This is a genomic window from Arenivirga flava (genome assembly GCF_030161575.1).
Lineage (GTDB): Bacteria > Actinomycetota > Actinomycetes > Actinomycetales > Microbacteriaceae > Arenivirga > Arenivirga flava.
Genome location: NZ_BSUL01000001.1, coordinates 1,270,978 through 1,287,753, shown reverse-complemented (window position 1 = coordinate 1,287,753; position 16,776 = coordinate 1,270,978). Strand labels below are relative to the sequence as shown.

14 protein-coding genes and 3 pseudogenes are annotated in these 16,776 nt (G+C 70.3%); 8 read left to right on the top strand and 9 right to left on the bottom strand.

Going from position 1 to position 16,776, the window contains the following annotated elements; translation table 11 throughout:
* Positions 1-7 precede the first annotated feature (7 nt).
* Together QQK26_RS06295 and QQK26_RS06290 are read left to right on the top strand one after the other, a co-directional pair.
* Positions 8-1,291, top strand: a complete 1,284-nt coding sequence (locus tag QQK26_RS06295; protein ID WP_284231174.1) for a sensor histidine kinase — start codon at positions 8-10, stop codon at positions 1,289-1,291.
* Positions 1,288-2,322, top strand: a complete 1,035-nt coding sequence (locus QQK26_RS06290; RefSeq protein ID WP_284231172.1) for a hypothetical protein — start codon at positions 1,288-1,290, stop codon at positions 2,320-2,322. Before QQK26_RS06295 ends, QQK26_RS06290 begins: the two co-directional genes overlap by 4 nt.
* A 1,152-nt stretch (positions 2,323-3,474) precedes the next feature.
* Here the strand turns inward: QQK26_RS06290 and QQK26_RS06285 are convergent.
* From QQK26_RS06285 to QQK26_RS06275, 3 genes and pseudogenes are all read right to left on the bottom strand, one after another.
* Positions 3,475-3,711, bottom strand: coding sequence for an acyl-CoA carboxylase subunit epsilon (locus QQK26_RS06285; RefSeq protein ID WP_284231168.1), 237 nt, complete (start codon positions 3,709-3,711; stop codon positions 3,475-3,477).
* Positions 3,708-5,308, bottom strand: a pseudogene (locus QQK26_RS06280) (acyl-CoA carboxylase subunit beta). Before QQK26_RS06280 ends, QQK26_RS06285 begins: the two are co-directional and overlap by 4 nt.
* 113 nt (positions 5,309-5,421) lie before the next feature.
* The gene (locus QQK26_RS06275; RefSeq protein WP_284231166.1) at positions 5,422-6,501 is read right to left on the bottom strand and encodes an LCP family protein; all 1,080 of its coding nucleotides are present in this window, start codon (positions 6,499-6,501) and stop codon (positions 5,422-5,424) included.
* A 138-nt stretch (positions 6,502-6,639) separates the two neighbouring features.
* Here QQK26_RS06275 and QQK26_RS06270 point away from each other — a divergent pair.
* A pseudogene (locus tag QQK26_RS06270) lies at positions 6,640-7,038 on the top strand (biotin--[acetyl-CoA-carboxylase] ligase); the annotation flags it as partial.
* Positions 7,039-7,132: 94 nt separating this feature from the next.
* Complete coding sequence (locus QQK26_RS06265) at positions 7,133-7,435, top strand: hypothetical protein (RefSeq protein WP_284231161.1); 303 nt, start codon at positions 7,133-7,135, stop codon at positions 7,433-7,435.
* A gap of 4 nt (positions 7,436-7,439) precedes the next feature.
* Here QQK26_RS06265 and QQK26_RS06260 read toward each other — a convergent pair whose 3' ends face one another.
* A complete protein-coding gene (locus QQK26_RS06260; protein WP_284231155.1) occupies positions 7,440-7,910 on the bottom strand; it encodes a GtrA family protein in 471 nt (156 codons plus the stop codon).
* Between the two features lie 111 nt (positions 7,911-8,021).
* On the opposite strand from QQK26_RS06260, the gene QQK26_RS06255 reads away from it, so the two are divergent.
* Positions 8,022-9,149, top strand: coding sequence for a 5-(carboxyamino)imidazole ribonucleotide synthase (locus QQK26_RS06255; protein WP_284231152.1), 1,128 nt, complete (start codon positions 8,022-8,024; stop codon positions 9,147-9,149).
* Between the two features lie 20 nt (positions 9,150-9,169).
* Positions 9,170-9,664 carry a 5-(carboxyamino)imidazole ribonucleotide mutase gene (gene purE, locus QQK26_RS06250; RefSeq protein ID WP_431307988.1) on the top strand — a complete coding sequence of 165 codons (495 nt, stop codon included), beginning with the start codon at positions 9,170-9,172 and terminating at the stop codon, positions 9,662-9,664.
* A gap of 31 nt (positions 9,665-9,695) precedes the next feature.
* Here purE and QQK26_RS06245 read toward each other — a convergent pair whose 3' ends face one another.
* Positions 9,696-9,908 carry a hypothetical protein gene (locus QQK26_RS06245; RefSeq protein ID WP_284231148.1) on the bottom strand — a complete coding sequence of 71 codons (213 nt, stop codon included), beginning with the start codon at positions 9,906-9,908 and terminating at the stop codon, positions 9,696-9,698.
* A 12-nt stretch (positions 9,909-9,920) separates the two neighbouring features.
* On the opposite strand from QQK26_RS06245, the gene QQK26_RS06240 reads away from it, so the two are divergent.
* Positions 9,921-11,006 (top strand): LCP family protein, encoded by a 1,086-nt coding sequence (locus QQK26_RS06240; RefSeq protein WP_284231145.1) that lies wholly within the window; start codon positions 9,921-9,923, stop codon positions 11,004-11,006.
* Between the two features lie 28 nt (positions 11,007-11,034).
* Here QQK26_RS06240 and QQK26_RS06230 read toward each other — a convergent pair.
* From QQK26_RS06230 to QQK26_RS06215, 4 genes and pseudogenes are all read right to left on the bottom strand, one after another.
* Positions 11,035-11,507, bottom strand: a pseudogene (locus tag QQK26_RS06230) (CAP domain-containing protein).
* A 101-nt stretch (positions 11,508-11,608) separates the two neighbouring features.
* Entirely contained in the window at positions 11,609-12,502 is an 894-nt protein-coding gene (locus tag QQK26_RS06225; protein WP_284234477.1) for an SGNH hydrolase domain-containing protein, read from the bottom strand.
* Positions 12,457-13,701 carry an acyltransferase family protein gene (locus QQK26_RS06220; protein WP_284231136.1) on the bottom strand — a complete coding sequence of 415 codons (1,245 nt, stop codon included), beginning with the start codon at positions 13,699-13,701 and terminating at the stop codon, positions 12,457-12,459. The genes QQK26_RS06225 and QQK26_RS06220 overlap by 46 nt, the downstream gene beginning before the upstream one ends.
* Before the next feature lie 110 nt (positions 13,702-13,811).
* On the bottom strand, positions 13,812-14,933 hold the full coding sequence (locus tag QQK26_RS06215; RefSeq protein ID WP_284231134.1) for a glycosyltransferase family 4 protein: 1,122 nt from the start codon (positions 14,931-14,933) through the stop codon (positions 13,812-13,814).
* Between the two features lie 488 nt (positions 14,934-15,421).
* Between QQK26_RS06215 and QQK26_RS06210 the strand changes: the two genes are divergently transcribed.
* Positions 15,422-16,735, top strand: coding sequence for a fibronectin type III domain-containing protein (locus QQK26_RS06210; protein ID WP_284231131.1), 1,314 nt, complete (start codon positions 15,422-15,424; stop codon positions 16,733-16,735).
* Positions 16,736-16,776: the final 41 nt, after the last annotated feature.

The window sequence follows — 16,776 nt, the reverse complement described above, 5'->3', positions numbered from 1 at the left end:
CGAGCGGATGCACGCCGCCACCCGGCCGATGACGCCTGCGAACGAGCGGATGCGCGCCGTGGCCGCTGAGTTCCCGGCCGTCGCGCCGCTGCGCCCGCCGGTGCGGCCGCCGCGTCGCTCCGCCGGCCGAACGCCCGTCAGCCGCGCGACCGTCGAGCAGCTGGTGCTGCGCGGCACCGCCCTCGTCGCCCTGGTCTACCTCGTGCAGACCGTGCCGCTGCTGATCGATCAGGCCGCCCTGACGGACCCGGTCTGGACGATCGCCGCGGCCGGCAGCCTGGCCGTCGCCATCGCGACGGTGCTGGCGGCCGCCTTCCGCTCGACCCTCGCCCGGCCCGCCGCGGCCGGCTTCGCGATCGTGTTCCTCATCGCGCAGAGCACCTGGGTCTTCGCGACGGGAGGCTCCTACGCCGGCGCGATGCCGTGGGTCTGGTACCTCGTCACCGTCGCCGTGGCCACGGCCACCTACGCCTTCCCCGTGCCGGTCGCCGCGGGCTTCGCGGTGCTCATGCCCGTCATCTACGTGGTGCAGCGGCTCCTGCCCGCGGGCGGCGGGCTCGAGCCGCGCCAGGCGCTGCTCGACGGCACCTACACCCTCGTCCTCGGCGGCACCGCGCTCGTCATCATCACCCTGCTGCGCCAGGCCGCGGCCGCCGTCGACGCGGTGCAGGCCACGGCGCTCGGCCGCTACGGCCGCGCCGTGCGTCAGCACGCCACCGAGCTCGAGCGCGTGCACGTCGATGCGATCGTGCACGACAGCGTGCTCACCACCCTGCTCACCGCGGCGCGTGCGGGCACGCCGGAGGAGCAGGTCATGGCCGCACGGATGGCGCGCAGCGCGATGGGGCATCTCCGTGACGGCGATGCCGTCGTGCCGCCCGAGGCCGAGGTGTCGGCCGAGGAGCTGCGCCGCAGGCTCGTCGCCGCGGCCGAGGTGCTGCAGGCGCCGTTCGAGCTGATCCCCGCCTCCCTGGACGCCGAGCGGATGCTGCCCGCCCACGTCGCCGAGGCGCTCTACTCCGCGGCGGTGCAGGCCATGGTCAACTCCGCCCAGCACGCGGGGGAGCAGGCGCGCCGCACCCTGCAGCTCACCGCCGGCGCATCCGGCGTGGCCATCGAGGTGCGCGACGACGGCGTCGGCTTCGACCCGGACGCGCTGCCGCCCGGCCGCCTCGGCGTGCGGGTCTCGATCGTCGATCGCGTCGCGAGCGTCGGCGGGCGCGCCGAGCTCACCGCCTCGGCGGGCCACGGCGTGCGCGTGCGCATCGTGTGGGCGGGGGAGCCAGCGTGAACAACATCTCGATCAAGCGCTCGCTGCTCTCGGCCCTCGGCGCGCTGTTCTCGGCGTACCACCTGGTGCTCGCCGCCTTCTCGTACCGCGACCACAGCTCGCCGGCCGCGCTGATCACGGCGATGGCGCTCTACGCCATCGTCACGGTCATCGTGCTGCGTCCCTGGGGCCCGGTCGTCATGCCCGAGTGGGAGGCGATCTTCGCGCTCGTGGTGTCGGCCATCCTGCCGGTGCTGGTGACGGTCGACCTCGATCCCGCGCATCCGCAGGGCAGCGGCTACGCCACCTGGCACATCGCCGCCGTCGGCACGCTGCTCGTCATCGTCTCGGCGCGGCGACGGCACGCGATCGCCTGGATCGGGATCGTCGTGCTCGGCGTGCAGACGGCGCTCTGGGCCGGCCCGATCGCCCTGGCGACGCTCGGCGTGGTCGGCAGCGCCGTCTGGGTAGGGCTGACGCACATGATCGGCGTCGCGGTGGCCCGGGCCGCCCTGGAGGCGGAGGCTTTCGCCGACGCCGAGCGCGAGACCGAGGCCTGGCAGGCCGCGCAGGAGGCGCATCTCAACGAGCGCCAGGTCCGCCTGCGCCAGACGCGGCGCATGGCGCTGCCGATGCTCAACCGCATCATCGTGACCGGCGGGCGGCTCGCGCCCGAGGATCAACGCGAGAGCCTGCTGCTCGAGGCGTCGATCCGCGACGAGATCCGCGGGCGCGGGCTGCTCGACGACGCGGTGCGCCAGCGCATCCTCGAGGCCCGGCGCGCCGGCACCGCGGTGACGTTGCTCGACGAGGGCGGGCTCGACGACCTGGCCGAGGGCGCGCGCGAGCGCGTGCTCGCCGACCTCGCCAGGGCCCTGGAGGGCGTGCGGACGGACCGCCTCATCATCCGCACCGTGCCGACCGGATCGGAGATCGCCGTCACGATCGTCGGCCTGCGCTCGGTCTCCGAGGACTCGGCCGCGCTCGGCGCGCTCGACGAGGACGCCGAGGACGAGGTCGACCTCTGGCTCGAGATCCCGCGCGAGCGGTAGCCCGCCACGCCGCCCGCACCGCTCCGCCGCGCCACCCGGACCTTTTCGCCGGGCCACCCGGACCAAAATGAAGGAGATCCTTGCGGGCTCCCGGCGAGTCGCCCTGCCACCTCGGCGTGTCGCGCCGGATCTCCTGCATTTCGTCACTCACCGGCTCTTCCGGCCCCGTCGTTCTGGACGACGTGACGAGTCCATCGAGCGCGGCGACGGGTGTCGGACGCACCCGTTCTCGCTGCCGCGGGTCGGATGCGTCGGTATCCGCTGTCGCGGGTCGGACGCACCCGTTCTCGCTGCAGCGGGTCGGATGCGTCGGTATCCGCTACCACCAGCCGGCTGCGCGCGGCCTGCGATCGCGCATCCGCTGCACGCCCGTTAACGAGATGCGGGCTAGGACGATAACCCGAATACCGTCCTAGCCCTCCCCCAAGTCATTCACCCGCTTACCCTTGTCGGTGAATGAGAGGTGGTGTCGACAGAAGCGACACCGTGCACTAGTCATAGTGCTCGACGAGCCACCGTGAAGGTAGTCGTCATTTTGGGGGACACGGGGACGCGGACCGCTCGGTGCGGGGGATAGCGCCGGAGCGATCACGGTCACCCGTCAGCTCAGCCTAGCGCCCGAGCGGCGTCGCGGTCGTGCCGTGCCGCCCATCGAGGAGGATGCGCTCCGTGAGCCACCGTCCGAATGGGGGACGCATCGCCCTGCCCGAGCGTCGAGCCCGGGCCGCCGGGGCGTCCGGTGTGTGGGCATCGGCGCGTGCGGTTTGCGCACGGTCTTGCTCCCGAAGCACTGCACCTCGAGCGGATGCGCGCCAGCGCGGCGAGGTGGAGGCCGCGGTCGGCGACCACCGCGTTCCTCTGGCCCTACGCCTGCCCCCTCCGCCTGCCCCTCCGCTTGGCCAGCCCATCTGGCCACCTCCTCAGGCCCCTCCTGTCTGGCCACCCCGTTCGGCCATGTCAAGAAATCAGGAACATCAGCGCGACACGCCGAGGTCCCGGCCACCGCCCTGGGCGTGTCGGGCCGAGCTTCCTGATTTTGCGAGCAGAGCTGAGCGGATGCGAGCGCGCAGGCAGTGCCCGGGCAGCACTGTGACCTGAGCGGAGCGGATGCGAGTGCGCAGGCAGCGCCCGCAAGGCGCCGCCCTGAGGCCGTCAGCGGCCCTCGTGCGCCCAGCGCCCCGGCCCCGGCTGCAGCGGGGTGCGCAGCGGGCGCTGCGAGCGGCTCCACGCCGAGGTTCCCGGGCGTCGCGGGCCGGACACCTCGCCACCGCGCGCCGCGAGCTCCTCGATGGCGGCGGTCAGCACCGCGGCGACCGCGGCGACCTCCTCGTCGCTCGGCGATCCGGCGACGAAGCGCAGGTCGAGCGGCGAACCCTGGTCAAGGCTCACAGCGGGATGTTCCCGTGCTTCTTGGCCGGCAGGCTCGCCCGCTTGGTGCGCAGCGCGCGCAGCGCCTTCACGATCGCGACACGGGTCGCGGCCGGCTCGATGATGCCGTCGAGCTCGCCCCGCTCCGCCGCGAGGTACGGCGAGGCCACGTTGTAGGTGTACTCGTTCGCGAGGCGCGCGCGCACGGCTGCGACGTCCTCGCCGGCGGCCTCGGCGGCCTTGATCTCGTTGCGGTAGAGGATGTTCACCGCGCCCTGGCCGCCCATCACCGCGATCTCGGCGGTCGGCCACGCGAAGTTGATGTCGGCGCCGAGCTGCTTCGAGCCCATCACGATGTACGCGCCACCGTAGGCCTTGCGCGTGATGACCGTCACCAGCGGCACGGTGGCCTCGGCGTAGGCGTAGAGCAGCTTCGCGCCGCGGCGGATGACGCCGGTCCACTCCTGGTCGGTGCCGGGCAGGTAGCCGGGCACGTCGACGAGGGTGAGGATCGGGATGGAGAAGGCGTCGCAGAAGCGCACGAAGCGCGCGGCCTTCTCGCCGGCGTCGATGTTCAGCGTGCCGGCCATCGAGGACGGCTGGTTGGCGATGATGCCGACGCTGCGCCCCTCCACCCGGGCGAAGCCGATCACGATGTTCGGGGCGAAGAGCGGCTGCACCTCGAGGAACTCGCCGCTGTCGACCACGTGCTCGATGACGCTCTTGACGTCGTAGGGCTGGTTCGGGGAGTCCGGGATGATCGTGTTCAGGCGACGGTCCTCATCCGTCGTCTCCAGCTCGACCTCGGCGTCGTACACCGGCGCCTCGGTGAGGTTGTTGTCGGGCAGGTAGCTGATCAGGCTGCGCGCGTAGTCGAGCGCGTCGGACTCGTCGCTGGCCAGGTAGTGCGCCACCCCCGAGACGGAGTTGTGCGTGAGCGCGCCGCCCAGCTCCTCCATGCCGACGTCCTCGCCGGTGACGGTCTTGATCACGTCGGGCCCGGTGACGAACATCTGCGAGCTCTTGTCGACCATGATCACGAAGTCGGTGAGCGCGGGGAGTAGACGGCACCGCCCGCGGCCGGGCCCATGACGATCGAGATCTGCGGGATCACGCCCGAGGCGGCGGTGTTGCGGCGGAAGATCTCGCCGTACTTGCCGAGGGCCACGACGCCCTCCTGGATGCGCGCACCGCCCGAGTCGAGGATGCCGATGATCGGCACACCCGTCTTGAGCGCGAGATCCATCACCTTGATGATCTTCTCGCCGGCGACCTCCCCGAGGCTGCCGCCGAAGATCGTGAAGTCCTGCGAGTACACGGCCACCTGGCGGCCGTGGATGGTGCCGGTGCCGGTGACGACGGCGTCGCCGTAGGGCCGCTTGCGGTCCATGCCGAACGCGTGGGTGCGGTGCCGCACGAATTCGTCCAGCTCGACGAAGCTGCCGTGGTCGAGCAGCTCCTCGATGCGCTCGCGGGCCGTCTTCTTGCCCTTGGCGTGCTGCTTCTCGACGGCGGCCTCGCCCGCGGCGGTCACGGCCTCGTGGTACCGCTGCTGCAGGTCGGCGAGCTTGCCCGCGGTGGTCGAAAGATCGGGAGCGGCAGTGTTCTCGGCGGTCACGTCCCCCACAGTAGCGCGGGCCGAGGGGTCGGCCTTTGTGGCGCTCCGACAGGGTCGAGGGGGATCCGTTGGCGCGGGCGTGCAGGAGGGGCGGATGCCCGCATCCGCTCGTCCTACTGGGTCGCCTCGTCCTCCACCCGCCGCACCAGGAAGGTGTCGAGATCGTCGGCGGCGAAGTGCTGACCGACGAGGTCCACCCAGTCGTCGTCGAGATAGACCACCGACTGACCGCCCTCGGTGCCCGTGCCGAGCGTGGGGATCGTGAAGAACGTCATGTTCTCGGGCGGCACGGCCGAGAGCTCGTTCGCGATCTCCACCAGCCGCGAATTGCTGAGCCCGGCGTCCAGCGCCAGGTAGGGGGCCATCTCGCCGAGCAGGTTGCTCAGGGTGACCGGGTTCGAGAGGGCGCCGGTGTCGAGCATCTTCTGCACCATCGAGCGGATGAACTCCTGCTGATTGCGGATGCGCTGGAAGTCGCCGTCGGGGAAGGACTGCCGTTCGCGCACGAAGGCGAGCGCCTGCGTGCCGTTCTCGAGCGTCAGCTCGCCCTCGGGGAAGTAGTTCTGCCGCAGCAGGCGGGGGCGGAAGCCGATGTCGTTCGTCACCGTGACGCCGCCCAGCACGTCGACCATCTTGCCCAGGCCGTCGAAACCGATGATGCCGATGTGGTCGACCCGATCGCCGATGATGCCCTCGATGACGGAGACGGCCGTCGAGACGCCGCCCTCGCTGAGCGCGGCGTTGATCTTCTGCTCGCCGAAGCCCGGCACCTCGACGTAGCTGTCGCGCGGGATCGACATGACCTGCACGCTCTGCCGGTCGGCCGGGATGTGCAGCACGAGGATCGTGTCGCTGCGGCGGGTGACCTCGTTGATGTCGTTGCCGAGCTCGCCGGTGTCGTCGGCGCCGAGCAGCAGGATGTTCAGGGCGTCCGGCGTCGTGTCCTCGGCACGCTCCTCCTCGCCGGGGAACACGCTGTCGTCGAGGCGCGTGACCTGTGCGAGGTCGCTGCGCACGTTCCGGTACCAGAGGTAGCCGCCGCCGGCGACCAGCGCGAGCACGAGCACGATCGAGCCGACGATCCACGGCCAGCGCCGACGCCGACGGGGCACGGCGGTCTTGCGTCCGCGTCCGCCGCGGCGCTCCTGCTCGCGCAGTTCGCGGCGGCTGGGGATGGCTTCGGGTTCGGTCATGGGTCCTCGTCGGGTGCTGGGCCCGAGCTCGGCACGGGGCGAGCCCGGGGGCACCGGGCGGGGTCAGCCTAGACCGGCACGGCTGTGCAGGCCCCGGATGCCGCCTGTGGGGCGGGCCGCGTCGGTACAGTGCCGTGCATGACCCCGGGCTCCGCGTATCCGCTCGCCACCGCCGTCGCAGCGCGGCTCATCGCGCTCGATTCCGTCGGCTCCACGAACACCGAGCTGGTCGGTCTCGCCGACGGGCTCGAGCACGGCAGCGTCGTCGTGACCCTGGACCAGACCGCCGGCCGCGGCCGGCTCGGCCGCACCTGGGTGGCGCCGGCCGGGCGCTGCCTGGCCGCCTCGGTGCTGCTGCGACCCGGCCTGCCGCTCGAGCGCTACGGATGGTTCCCGTTGCTCGCAGGCCTCTGCCTGGCGGAGACGATCGCCGAGCTGCTCGGCGAGCGCGCGGGGGCCTCGGAGCGCGTCGCGGTCAAGTGGCCCAACGACGTGCAGGTAGGGGGTCGGAAGATCTCGGGCGTGCTGGCCGAGCTGGTGCCCGACGGCGTGGTGGTGGGCACCGGGGTGAACCTCACGCTGGAGGTGGACGAGCTGCCGACGGAGCTCGCCACCTCGCTGCTGCTGGAGGGTGGAGTGCGAGGCCGAGCAGCTGGCGGATGCCGTGCTCGCCGGCTACCTGCGCCGGCTGCTCGATGCGACCGCCTCGCTCGCCGGGACCGGTGGCGACGCGGAGCGCGACGGGCTGCTCGGTCGGGTTCGCGCCGTCAGCTCGACGCCGGGTCGGCGGGTGCGCATCGTGCGCGCCGGACGAGCGGATGCGCAGGCGCTCGCCGTCGACATCGACCCGGACGGCCGGCTGGTGGTGCGCTACGACGACGGCACGCTCGAGTCGCTCGCCGCCGCCGACGTGACGCACCTGCGACCGGAGTGAGGCGTCACTCCGCCGGTGCGACTGTGCGACGGTTGCCGTAGACCCAGTACCGGTACAGCAGGAACCGGAACGCCGTGCCGAGCACCAGCCCGATCACGTTCCGCGCGATGTTGTCCGCCAGTAGCGACTGGAAGCCGAGCACGTAGTGCGACACCCAGACGCAGAGCAGTCCGATCAGGAAGCCGCCGATCGCGACCGCGGCGAACTCGGCGAACTCCCGCCAGGGGTCCGCTCGTCGTCGGTTCCGGAACGTCCAGTAGCGGTTGCCGATCCAGCTGGCCACGAGGGCGACGGCGAAGGCCGCGGTCGAGGCCGTGAGCGGTTCGCGGAGACCATCGCCCAGGGCACCCGTGCGCAGCAGATTGAAGATCGCCGTGTCGAGCACGTAGCAGGCCAGGCCGACCACGCCGAAGCGCACGGCGTAGCCGATCAGCTTCTCCCACAGCGAGCGGATGAGCGCGCGGAGGCGGGTCATGCGGCCTCCGGGGCGGATCGGCGCCGAGGGGCCCGGCGATGCGGAAGGATGGGGAGCACTCGATGCTAGCGGCCGTCGCGTGAGCGCTCGGCCGGGAACCGGAGGATCTGGATGAAGGTCGGCGTGATCGGCGGCGGACAGCTCGCGCGCATGATGGTGCCCCCGGCGATCGCTCTGGGCCTCGAGATCCGCGTGCTCGCCGAGGCCGAGCACTCCTCGGCCGCCATCGCCGCGACGGCGGTGGGCGACTACCGCGACCTCGACACCGTGCTCGCCTTCGCCGAGGACGTCGACGTCATCACCTTCGACCACGAGCACGTGCCCGAGCCGGTGCTGCGCGCGCTGATCGAGCGCGGCGTGCCCGTGCACCCGGGCCCGGACGCCCTCCGCTACGCCCAGGACAAACTGCTCATGCGCGCCCGCCTCACCGAGCTCGGCCTGCCCGCACCCGCCTGGGCGGCCGTGCACGACACCGCGGAGCTCGCCGACTTCCTCGCCGCCAACGGCGGCAGGGGCGTGCTCAAGACGCCGCGCGGCGGCTACGACGGCAAGGGCGTGCGGGTCATCTCCTCGGCCGCCGAAGCCGAGGACTGGTTCGCGGCGCTCGCCGAGGACGGCCGCGGCGGCGCTCTGCTCGTCGAGGAGCTCGTCGAGTTCCGTCGTGAGCTCGCCGCCCTCGTGGCCCGTCGCCCCTCCGGTGCCTCCGTCGCCTGGCCGACGGTCGAGACCATCCAGCGCGGCGGCGTCTGCGCCGAGGTGCTCGCCCCCGCTCCCGATCTGAGCGACGAAGCGGATGCGGAGGCGCGCCGCATCGCCGCGCGCGTCGCCGACGGGCTGGGCGTCACCGGCGTGCTCGCCGTCGAGCTCTTCGAGCACGTGGACGGCCGCATCCTCGTCAACGAGCTCGCGATGCGCCCGCACAACAGCGGCCACTGGTCGATCGACGGCGCCGTCACCAGCCAGTTCGAGCAGCACCTGCGGGCCGTGCTCGACCTGCCGCTCGGCGACTCCTCGCCGATCGCTCCGTGGTCGGTCATGGCGAACGTGCTCGGCGGTCCCGCTGGCGAGGCGTTCACCGATCGCTACGCCGAGGCCATGGCCGCGCACCCCGACGTCAAGCTGCACGGGTACGACAAGACGAGCCGCCCGGGCCGCAAGGTCGGGCACGTGACCGCCATCGGCGCGTCGCTCGACGACGTGCGCTCGCGGGCTCGCGCCGCTGCCGATCTGTTCGGCTGAGCGCGCCTATCATGACCGGTATGCAGCAGACCCGCGTGGCCGTCGTCATGGGCTCCGACTCCGACTGGCCCGTGATGGGCGAGGCGGCGAAGGCCCTGACCGAGTTCGAGATCCCCTTCGAGGTCGAGGTCGTCTCCGCGCACCGCACGCCGCGCCGCATGATCGACTTCGGCACCGAGGCCGCGGGTCGCGGCATCGAGGTCGTCATCGCGGGCGCCGGGGGAGCGGCCCACCTGCCGGGCATGCTCGCCTCCGTCACCACGCTGCCCGTCATCGGCGTGCCGGTGCCGCTCGCGAAGCTGGACGGCCTGGACTCGCTGCTCTCCATCGTGCAGATGCCCGCGGGCATCCCCGTCGCCACCGTCTCCATCGGCGGCGCGCGCAACGCCGGGCTCCTGGCCGCGCGCATCCTCGCCGCCGGCGACCCGGCGCTCACCGCGAGGCTGGCCGAGTACGCCGCCTCCCTCGAGGAGCTCGTCGCGCAGAAGAACGCGGCGCTCCAGCGCTCGCTGTGAGCTCGGCCAGCCGCTCCGGTCTGCCGCTGCGCTACCCCGACCTGGCGTCGCCGCGGCTCATGGGCCGCCGCGCCTGGTGGCTGGTGCTGCTCGGCATCGTGCTGCCCGGCTCGGCGCAGATCGTGGCCGGCCGCAAGCGCTTCGGGCGCTTCGGTGCGATCATGACGTTCCTGTTCTGGGCGCTCGTCGTGCTGCTCGTCGTGTCGCTGCTGCTCGTGCCGGCCGTGCCGCTGACGGTGCTCACCACCGAGTGGGGGTGCTCGCCGTGCAGGTCGTGTTCGCCGCGATCCTGCTCGTCTGGGCGCTGCTCGCGCTCAACACGCTCATCCTCGTCAAGCTCGTGCGCGTGCCGGCGAGGCCGCGCTTCACCGTCGTCGTCGCATCCGTCGCCGTGCTGGCGCTCATGGCGGGGGCGTTCGCGTGGGCCGGCAGCTCCCTGAGCGCGCAGCGCAAGCTGCTCGCCGACGAGTTCCGGCCCGGCCTCATCACGGCGCCGACCGACGGGCGCTACAACATCATGCTGCTGGGCGGGGACGCCGGCGCCGACCGCGAGGGGCTCCGCCCCGACAGCATCTCCGTCGTGAGCATCGACGCCGAGACGGGCGCAACCACGACCATCGGCATCCCGCGGGACCTCAGCAGCATCCCGCTCGCGCCGGACTCGCCGCTCGTCACCGTGGACAACCCCTGCGGCAGCGCCTGCCAGATCAACGCCTACTACAGCCGGGTCATGACCTGGGACCAGGACCTCTACCCGGACGCCGAGGCGAACGGCTCGGACAGCGGCATCGAGGCGACCAAGGACGCGGTCGAGGGCGCCACGGGACTCACCATCCACTACTTCGCGCTCGTCGACATGGGCGGCTTCGAGCAGCTCATCAACGCGCTCGGCGGGGTGACCATCGAGGTGCCCAACCGCACCCCGGTCGCGTTCCACCAGGACTCGCGCGGCAACCCGATCGTCGTCGACTACTTCGAGCCCGGCGCGCAGACGATGGACGGCGCTCGCGCGCTCACCTACGCTCGCGTGCGGTACGGCACGAGCGACTACGACCGCATGGCTCGCCAGCGTCAGGTGCAGGACGCGCTCATCGCGGCCGCGGACCCGTGGACCCTGCTCACCTCGTTCGGCACGATCGCGCCCGCCGTGGGCAACCTGGTGCGCACCGACGTGCCCCAGGGCGCCGTCGGCACGCTCGCGGCGCTGCTGCTCGAGGCCCGGGACCAGCCGCGCGGCACCCTCGAACTCGTGCCGCCGCTGATCGACCCGACGGATGCGGACTTCGATCAGGTGCACCAGCTGGTGCGCGACGCCCTCACGGCGACACCCGCCGCACCCTGAGGTACGACGGGCGCCGACGCCCTGCTGGTCAGCGGGGCAGCTGGAAGTTCTGCGTGAAGTGCGTGCGCCCGTCGGCGTCGAGCGCGTAGCCGACACCGAGGTGCGTGTAGCGCGGGTTCAGGATGTTCGCGCGGTGCCCGGGGAGGCCATCCACGCGGCGACCACGCGGTCGGGACTCTGCCCGAACGCGACGTTCTCGGCCCAGGCGCGACCGAAGTCCGCCGGCGGGTCGCAGTGGAAGATGCTGCGCGCATCCGCCTGCCGCTGCGTGCAGTCCTGCGCGAACGCGTCGAGCGATGCGGATGCCTGCAGCGCGGGCAGGCCCGCCGCGGCGCGCTGCTGGTTCGTCTGCTGCAGGATGAGCGCCCGCACCTGCTGCAGGTCGGTCGCCTGCGCGATGGCGGCGGTCGCCGCCGGAGCCGGTGCCGCGACTGCGGGCGCGGCGGTGAAGCCGGCGAGGGCGAGCGCCGCGGCGGCGGCGATGGTGATCTGCTTGCGCATGGTCGTTCCTCTCGTCTCCGGGCAGCGACCTGGCGCCGCTGCCGACCGCTCCCCAGCCTGCCGTGGGTGGCGGTGCGGAGCACCTGGGAGTCGAGGGACGTTCAGGGGGTGGTCAGAGCGGGAGGGATGGGCTGTCCGACTGCGTGAAGAGCGTTCTTGAACTCATCGATGAACGACGGGGTCATCGTTTCGATGTACGCCCTGGTCAAATGATTGTCGTCGATGTAGGTGAGGATGCCGCCGATCACCGGCGGGCACGTGCCGTCGAAGCAGATCAGTGCGGTGAGATCCATGCCGGTGACCATCGGATTCTCCCAAAGGGCCTCTGGAAGGGAGGTGTTGAAGTCAAGGCTCGCGAGCACTTCGTCGACGGGCACAGAGCATGCCGCTCCATCCATGGCGTTCTCTTCGAGGCAGATGCTCGCTCGCTCGTCGTGTCGCGGGATGTCGCGCATGGCGACCACGGGCAACCCCGCCCGTGACAGCTGCTCCGCGGCTTCGATGAACCCATCGGTGAATCGGAGCTCAGGGCTCCCAGCGTCCGCGATATTGCCAGTGGTGAAGACCACGTTCGGATTCATGTCAATGGCGAGGGCAATGCGCTCGAGGTTCACTGCTTCGCAATCAGGCGTATCAGGATGATCGGCCCCCAGCTTGTCGCTGCCGGCCGTCGAAAGCGGGCATGCTCCACGGAACCAGCTCGTGAGCCTGATGGCGCCCGACTCGATTGCAGGAGCGAACGCGGTCAGCCAATTTTCGGTGTGCGAATCTCCCAGAGCCACAACGTTCAGCGGAGCGGAGGGGGAACCGGCGCTGCACTCCCGGAACTCGGCTCCGCTCTCCGTGTGGCGCTGGATGCAATCCTGCCCCCACTCCTCCCACTGGCCGTTCTCAAGCGTCGCCAACGGCGGTTGCACCTCTGCGAACGGGCTCAAAGCAACTGGACCGGTCAGTACCGCTGCGCCGGGATTATCGACGGGCGTGGAAGCGAGCATCCAGTCCACGTACGCCCTTGTACCTCCGATCGCCAGAAGGGGACGAGCGCGACGACCGCGAGCCTCGCAATAGGCCTGCGCCACTCTCGTGGCGTCTTGGCCTGCCGAGCTGCCCCGCGCACCGGTACCTCGATCAGCCGATGCGTCAGGTAGGCGAGCGCAGCGCTGATCGCGATCACTCCCAGGCCGTCGACTGGCCCGAGCAGCTCCTGCTCGGTGAGCTGGCGGTGCATGACGAGCACCGGCCAATGCCAGAGATAGAAGCCGAAGGAGTACTCCGCGGCGGCCACCAATGGGCGCGAGGCGAGCAGCTTGCTCGCTCCGTGAGTCGCGCCGGAAGCACCTCCCACGAGGATCGCGACGGCCGCGACCACTGGCACGAGTGCTGCGGGCCCGGGAAAGAGGGTCGTTGCATCGAGGAACGCGCCGAAGGACACGAGCACGACGAGGCCGGTCGCAGCCAAAACCAGCCTCGCGCTCCGAGGGAGCCTGACGTGGGGGAGCGCGATGGCGACGAGGGCACCGGCTGCGAACTCCCAAGCCCGTGCGCCGGTGTCGAAGTAGGCGAACGCTTGATTCTCGATGATCGACGCCGTCGCGTAGGTGAGCGAGGCGGCGAGGATGACCGAGAAGGCGCACAACAGCAGCGGCGTGCGCGGGATTCGTGTGGCTCGGATCACCGCTGCGAGCAGCCATCCGAAGAGCGGGAAGACCAGGTAGAACTGCACCTGCACGGACATCGCCCAGAAGTGCTGGAACAAACTCGAGTTCGCTGCTTCGCCGAGGTACGCGATGCTCTCGAATCCCAGGAAATAGTTGATCTGGAACAGGGCGGCCGAAGTGGCTTGCTCTCCGATCGTGCTCCACTGCGTGATGGGCAGGAGGAGCAGCGCCGCTAGCATCGTGCCCGCGATCACAGCCCAGGCCAGAGGCGCCATGCGGAAGAGCAGGTTCCTGTAGAAGCGGGCGAGGCTCACAGTGCCTGATCGCTGGATCTCGCGGAGCAGCGACTGCGTCATCACGAAGGCGGACACCACGAAAAAGACATCGACTGCGCCTGAGATCCGATGCGTCCAAATATGGTAAGCGGCGACCAGGAGGGCGGCTACAGTCCGAAGGCCCTGGACGTCGTCACGTCGTTCGAATGCGGATTCCCGTTCCCGCAGCACTCGTCGCTTGCTGAGAACTTCGAACGACATGACAGGCGGGCCTCTTTCTGCACGATGGCGGCCGCGCTGTCGACGCAACCGACTCCCGGTAGCCCCCAACCGGAAGTCGAGAACTGTACCCGAGAGGCGTGCGAGTTCCCTCAGAGGTCAGCGTGCAGCTGCCAAACCTTCTCCGCGGCGTCCCGCCACGAGAACCAGCGGGCACGGTCCTGGCCGGCGATCCGGAGACGGGCCAGCGTCTGCTCATCGTCCAGAAGGGCCTCGAGGTGCTGCGCCAGGCTCGCCGTGTATCCCGAGACATCCTTGCGATCGATGACGAGCGCCGCGTCTGCAGTCAATTCTTCGAGTGCTGCATCGTCGCAGTGCACGACGGGCACACCGGCTGCGAGCGCGTCGAGCGCGCGAAGCCCGAAACCGGTTACAGGGCTGGGCTGCACGTAGACCGTGGCGCGAGACAGTACGGTCGCGAGGTCCTCCGGCGTCGGTCTGTCCAGCTGCACGACACGGGTCGAGTCCAAGCCGGCCCGCTTGATCACGTCGTTGAGGTCTCCTCGACGATTCACGACGAGGGGGACGGTCGGCCCGTCCGTTCTACTCATCGCCTTGACGAGCGTCGCCAGCCCATTACGGCCCGCTGCTTCCTCGTCGACGAAGACGAAGCGATTCGGAAGTCCGAGTCGTTCGGCGCGGCTCGCAGCGTCAGCGGGTGGAACGGTCCAGGCGGTGGCACCCGGAGGGATCACGCGCACGCGGTCGCCGAATCGACCGAAGTTGCTGAGCTGGTCGGCCACGGTATGGCTCGGCACGATCAGGGCGTCGGCGTACCGCTCCGCTCGCTTCAGCATCGACCGCCGCGCTGACGCTTCACCCTTGGGCAGGAGATCAGGCTCTGTCCACGCTCTCGCATCGGGGACCGTCACGACCACCTGGGACGTGTCGTCGTCGCCACGGCTGCGTTTGCGCAGTGGCGCGAAGACATCTGTCGCGTGGATGAGTCCGCGCGTCGGCCCGCCCAGGCCGCGACGCCACATCGAACGGAGCGTGCCCCGGTCGAATGCGGACTTCCGCACGTCGAGCAACCCAGGGAGCTCCTCGTTCAGCTGCTCGTACTCCTGCGCGGTAACCGATGCGACGAGCGCTTCGACGCCTACTTCATCGGGGGCCGAGCGGATGAGCTCGCTCGTCAACTCCGTGGTGTATCGACCGATGTCACCCGGGTCCGAGCCGACGGCAGGATCGATCACCACTTGGAGGTTCGTCATGCTCCTCCTCCGACTTCTCTCCGCGCGTGACAGCGCGATTCTCGACTCTATCGCCCGCGAGGGACAGGGGGAGCGGATGGTCACTCTGAAGGGGAGCCCCTGCCATGCAGGCCTACAAGCTGATGGCAGGGGCATTGTCGACGCCACGGTCAGCTGTCGGCGACGGCGACAAAACGGATGATATGTCCTCATGCGCTCGGCGCCCATCCCTGGTCGGAGAGCTCATCGCAGCGACGTACCGCTCGAGATCGATGTGCCAGCGTCCTGCCGGCGCTATTTTGGGCATCGACCGGTTCGCCTCAGCCTCGGGGGGGTCGAGGCTCGAACCGGTGCACTGGGAGATGGAGCTCATGTCAGCTCGCTTGGGCCAGCGTGTGCTGGCCGTCATCGTCGGCGCTGCGGTCGGGTAGATCATGGCCGTGGCCGCTCCGGCGTCCGCGGCGCCCGCCGTTGCCCTCCCGGGCCCGTTTCCTAACACGAACGTCAGCGTGTCGAATCCCGAGCGGGTCGAACGGCGCTGGGGAGTTCTCGACGACCCCACGATCGTAGGCGCCGAAGCCTGGGCTGTACCGGTGTCCGGTGGTGCCCGGATCGCGGCGGCGGAGATCGGGCGTGACGTCGCTTGGTTCGAGGATCTCGACCACAGCCTCGCGTACGACCTCTCGGTTGTGCCGACCACGATGGCTGGCCCCGGGGTCCCGGCATCCGTGCGATTGGAAGCTGGTCGTGTGCCGACCATGATGACGTACAGCCCCATGACGATCGCCGGGGATGCGAATTCGCTCACCATCCGTTGGCTCACCACGCCGTTCGATGGGGGGCGACCGCTCTCGGGACAGCAGATCCAGGTGCGCGAGTTGCCGGATGGCGCGTGGATGGCTCACCAAATGGCAGGACCTCGGGCGACGGAAGCCGTGCTCACCGGTCTGAAACGCGGCGTCGGTTACGAGATCAGGGTCGCTGGAGTGAACATCCTCGGAGTCGGGGATCCGAGCCAACCCCTGACCACCACCTTCGCCGGGACGCCGTCGCAGCCTCGCAATTTTGGCTTCTCGGCGCATGATGGAGCGATCAAGATCGACTGGCACGGAGTCGACGATCCTGCTGGTGAGGTCACCGACTACCTCGTCCGCTGGTCGTCGCCACAGTTCGTTGAGGAGCAATCCGTGAGGACTTCAGAGGGACGTCTCCGCATCGGAGGCCTGGAGAATGGGCTGCCCGTTCGAGTTTCCGTGCAAGCCGTCAATTCAAACGGTCCCGGAATCGAGGACTTCGTCGTCCTGACGCCATTCCGCTTCTCCCCGTTCATCGACGGCGTGGAGGGCAACGACGCCAGAGAAGTCGTGGCAGGACAGCAGATCGCGATCGAGGTGAGAGACGTGCCCGCCGGAGCGCAACTGCGCGCCGTGCTTCTCGACACTGGTGAGTTCGTCTCGCGGGCGCAGGCCGGCGAGGATGGAACCACTCGCATCGATCTCCGCGTGCCCAATGAGATCTTGCGAGGCACGGTGACTCTCCGCGTGAACTTCGACGCCTTCGCAAGCGCGCCACACGAGGTGTTCGTGCCGCTCGAGGTGGTCCCGAGTACTGCGGCGTTGCCGGCGACGGGAGCCGACCTCGGGTTTTTGCGGTGGGCGCTGGCGGCTGTACTGCTCGGAGGACTGCTCACGTTCGGCGGTCTTGCGGGGCATGCCTCCGTCCGCAGGAGCTCGGAGCTCGGAGCACTGAGAACGGGGGATGGGCATACTGCGGTCGCGGCCCTTCCAGGACGAGAGCATTCGGATGGCCGGGCCGTTGCATGAACGGAGCCCAGTGTGGCGGTGTCGCTCGACGAAGGCGACCT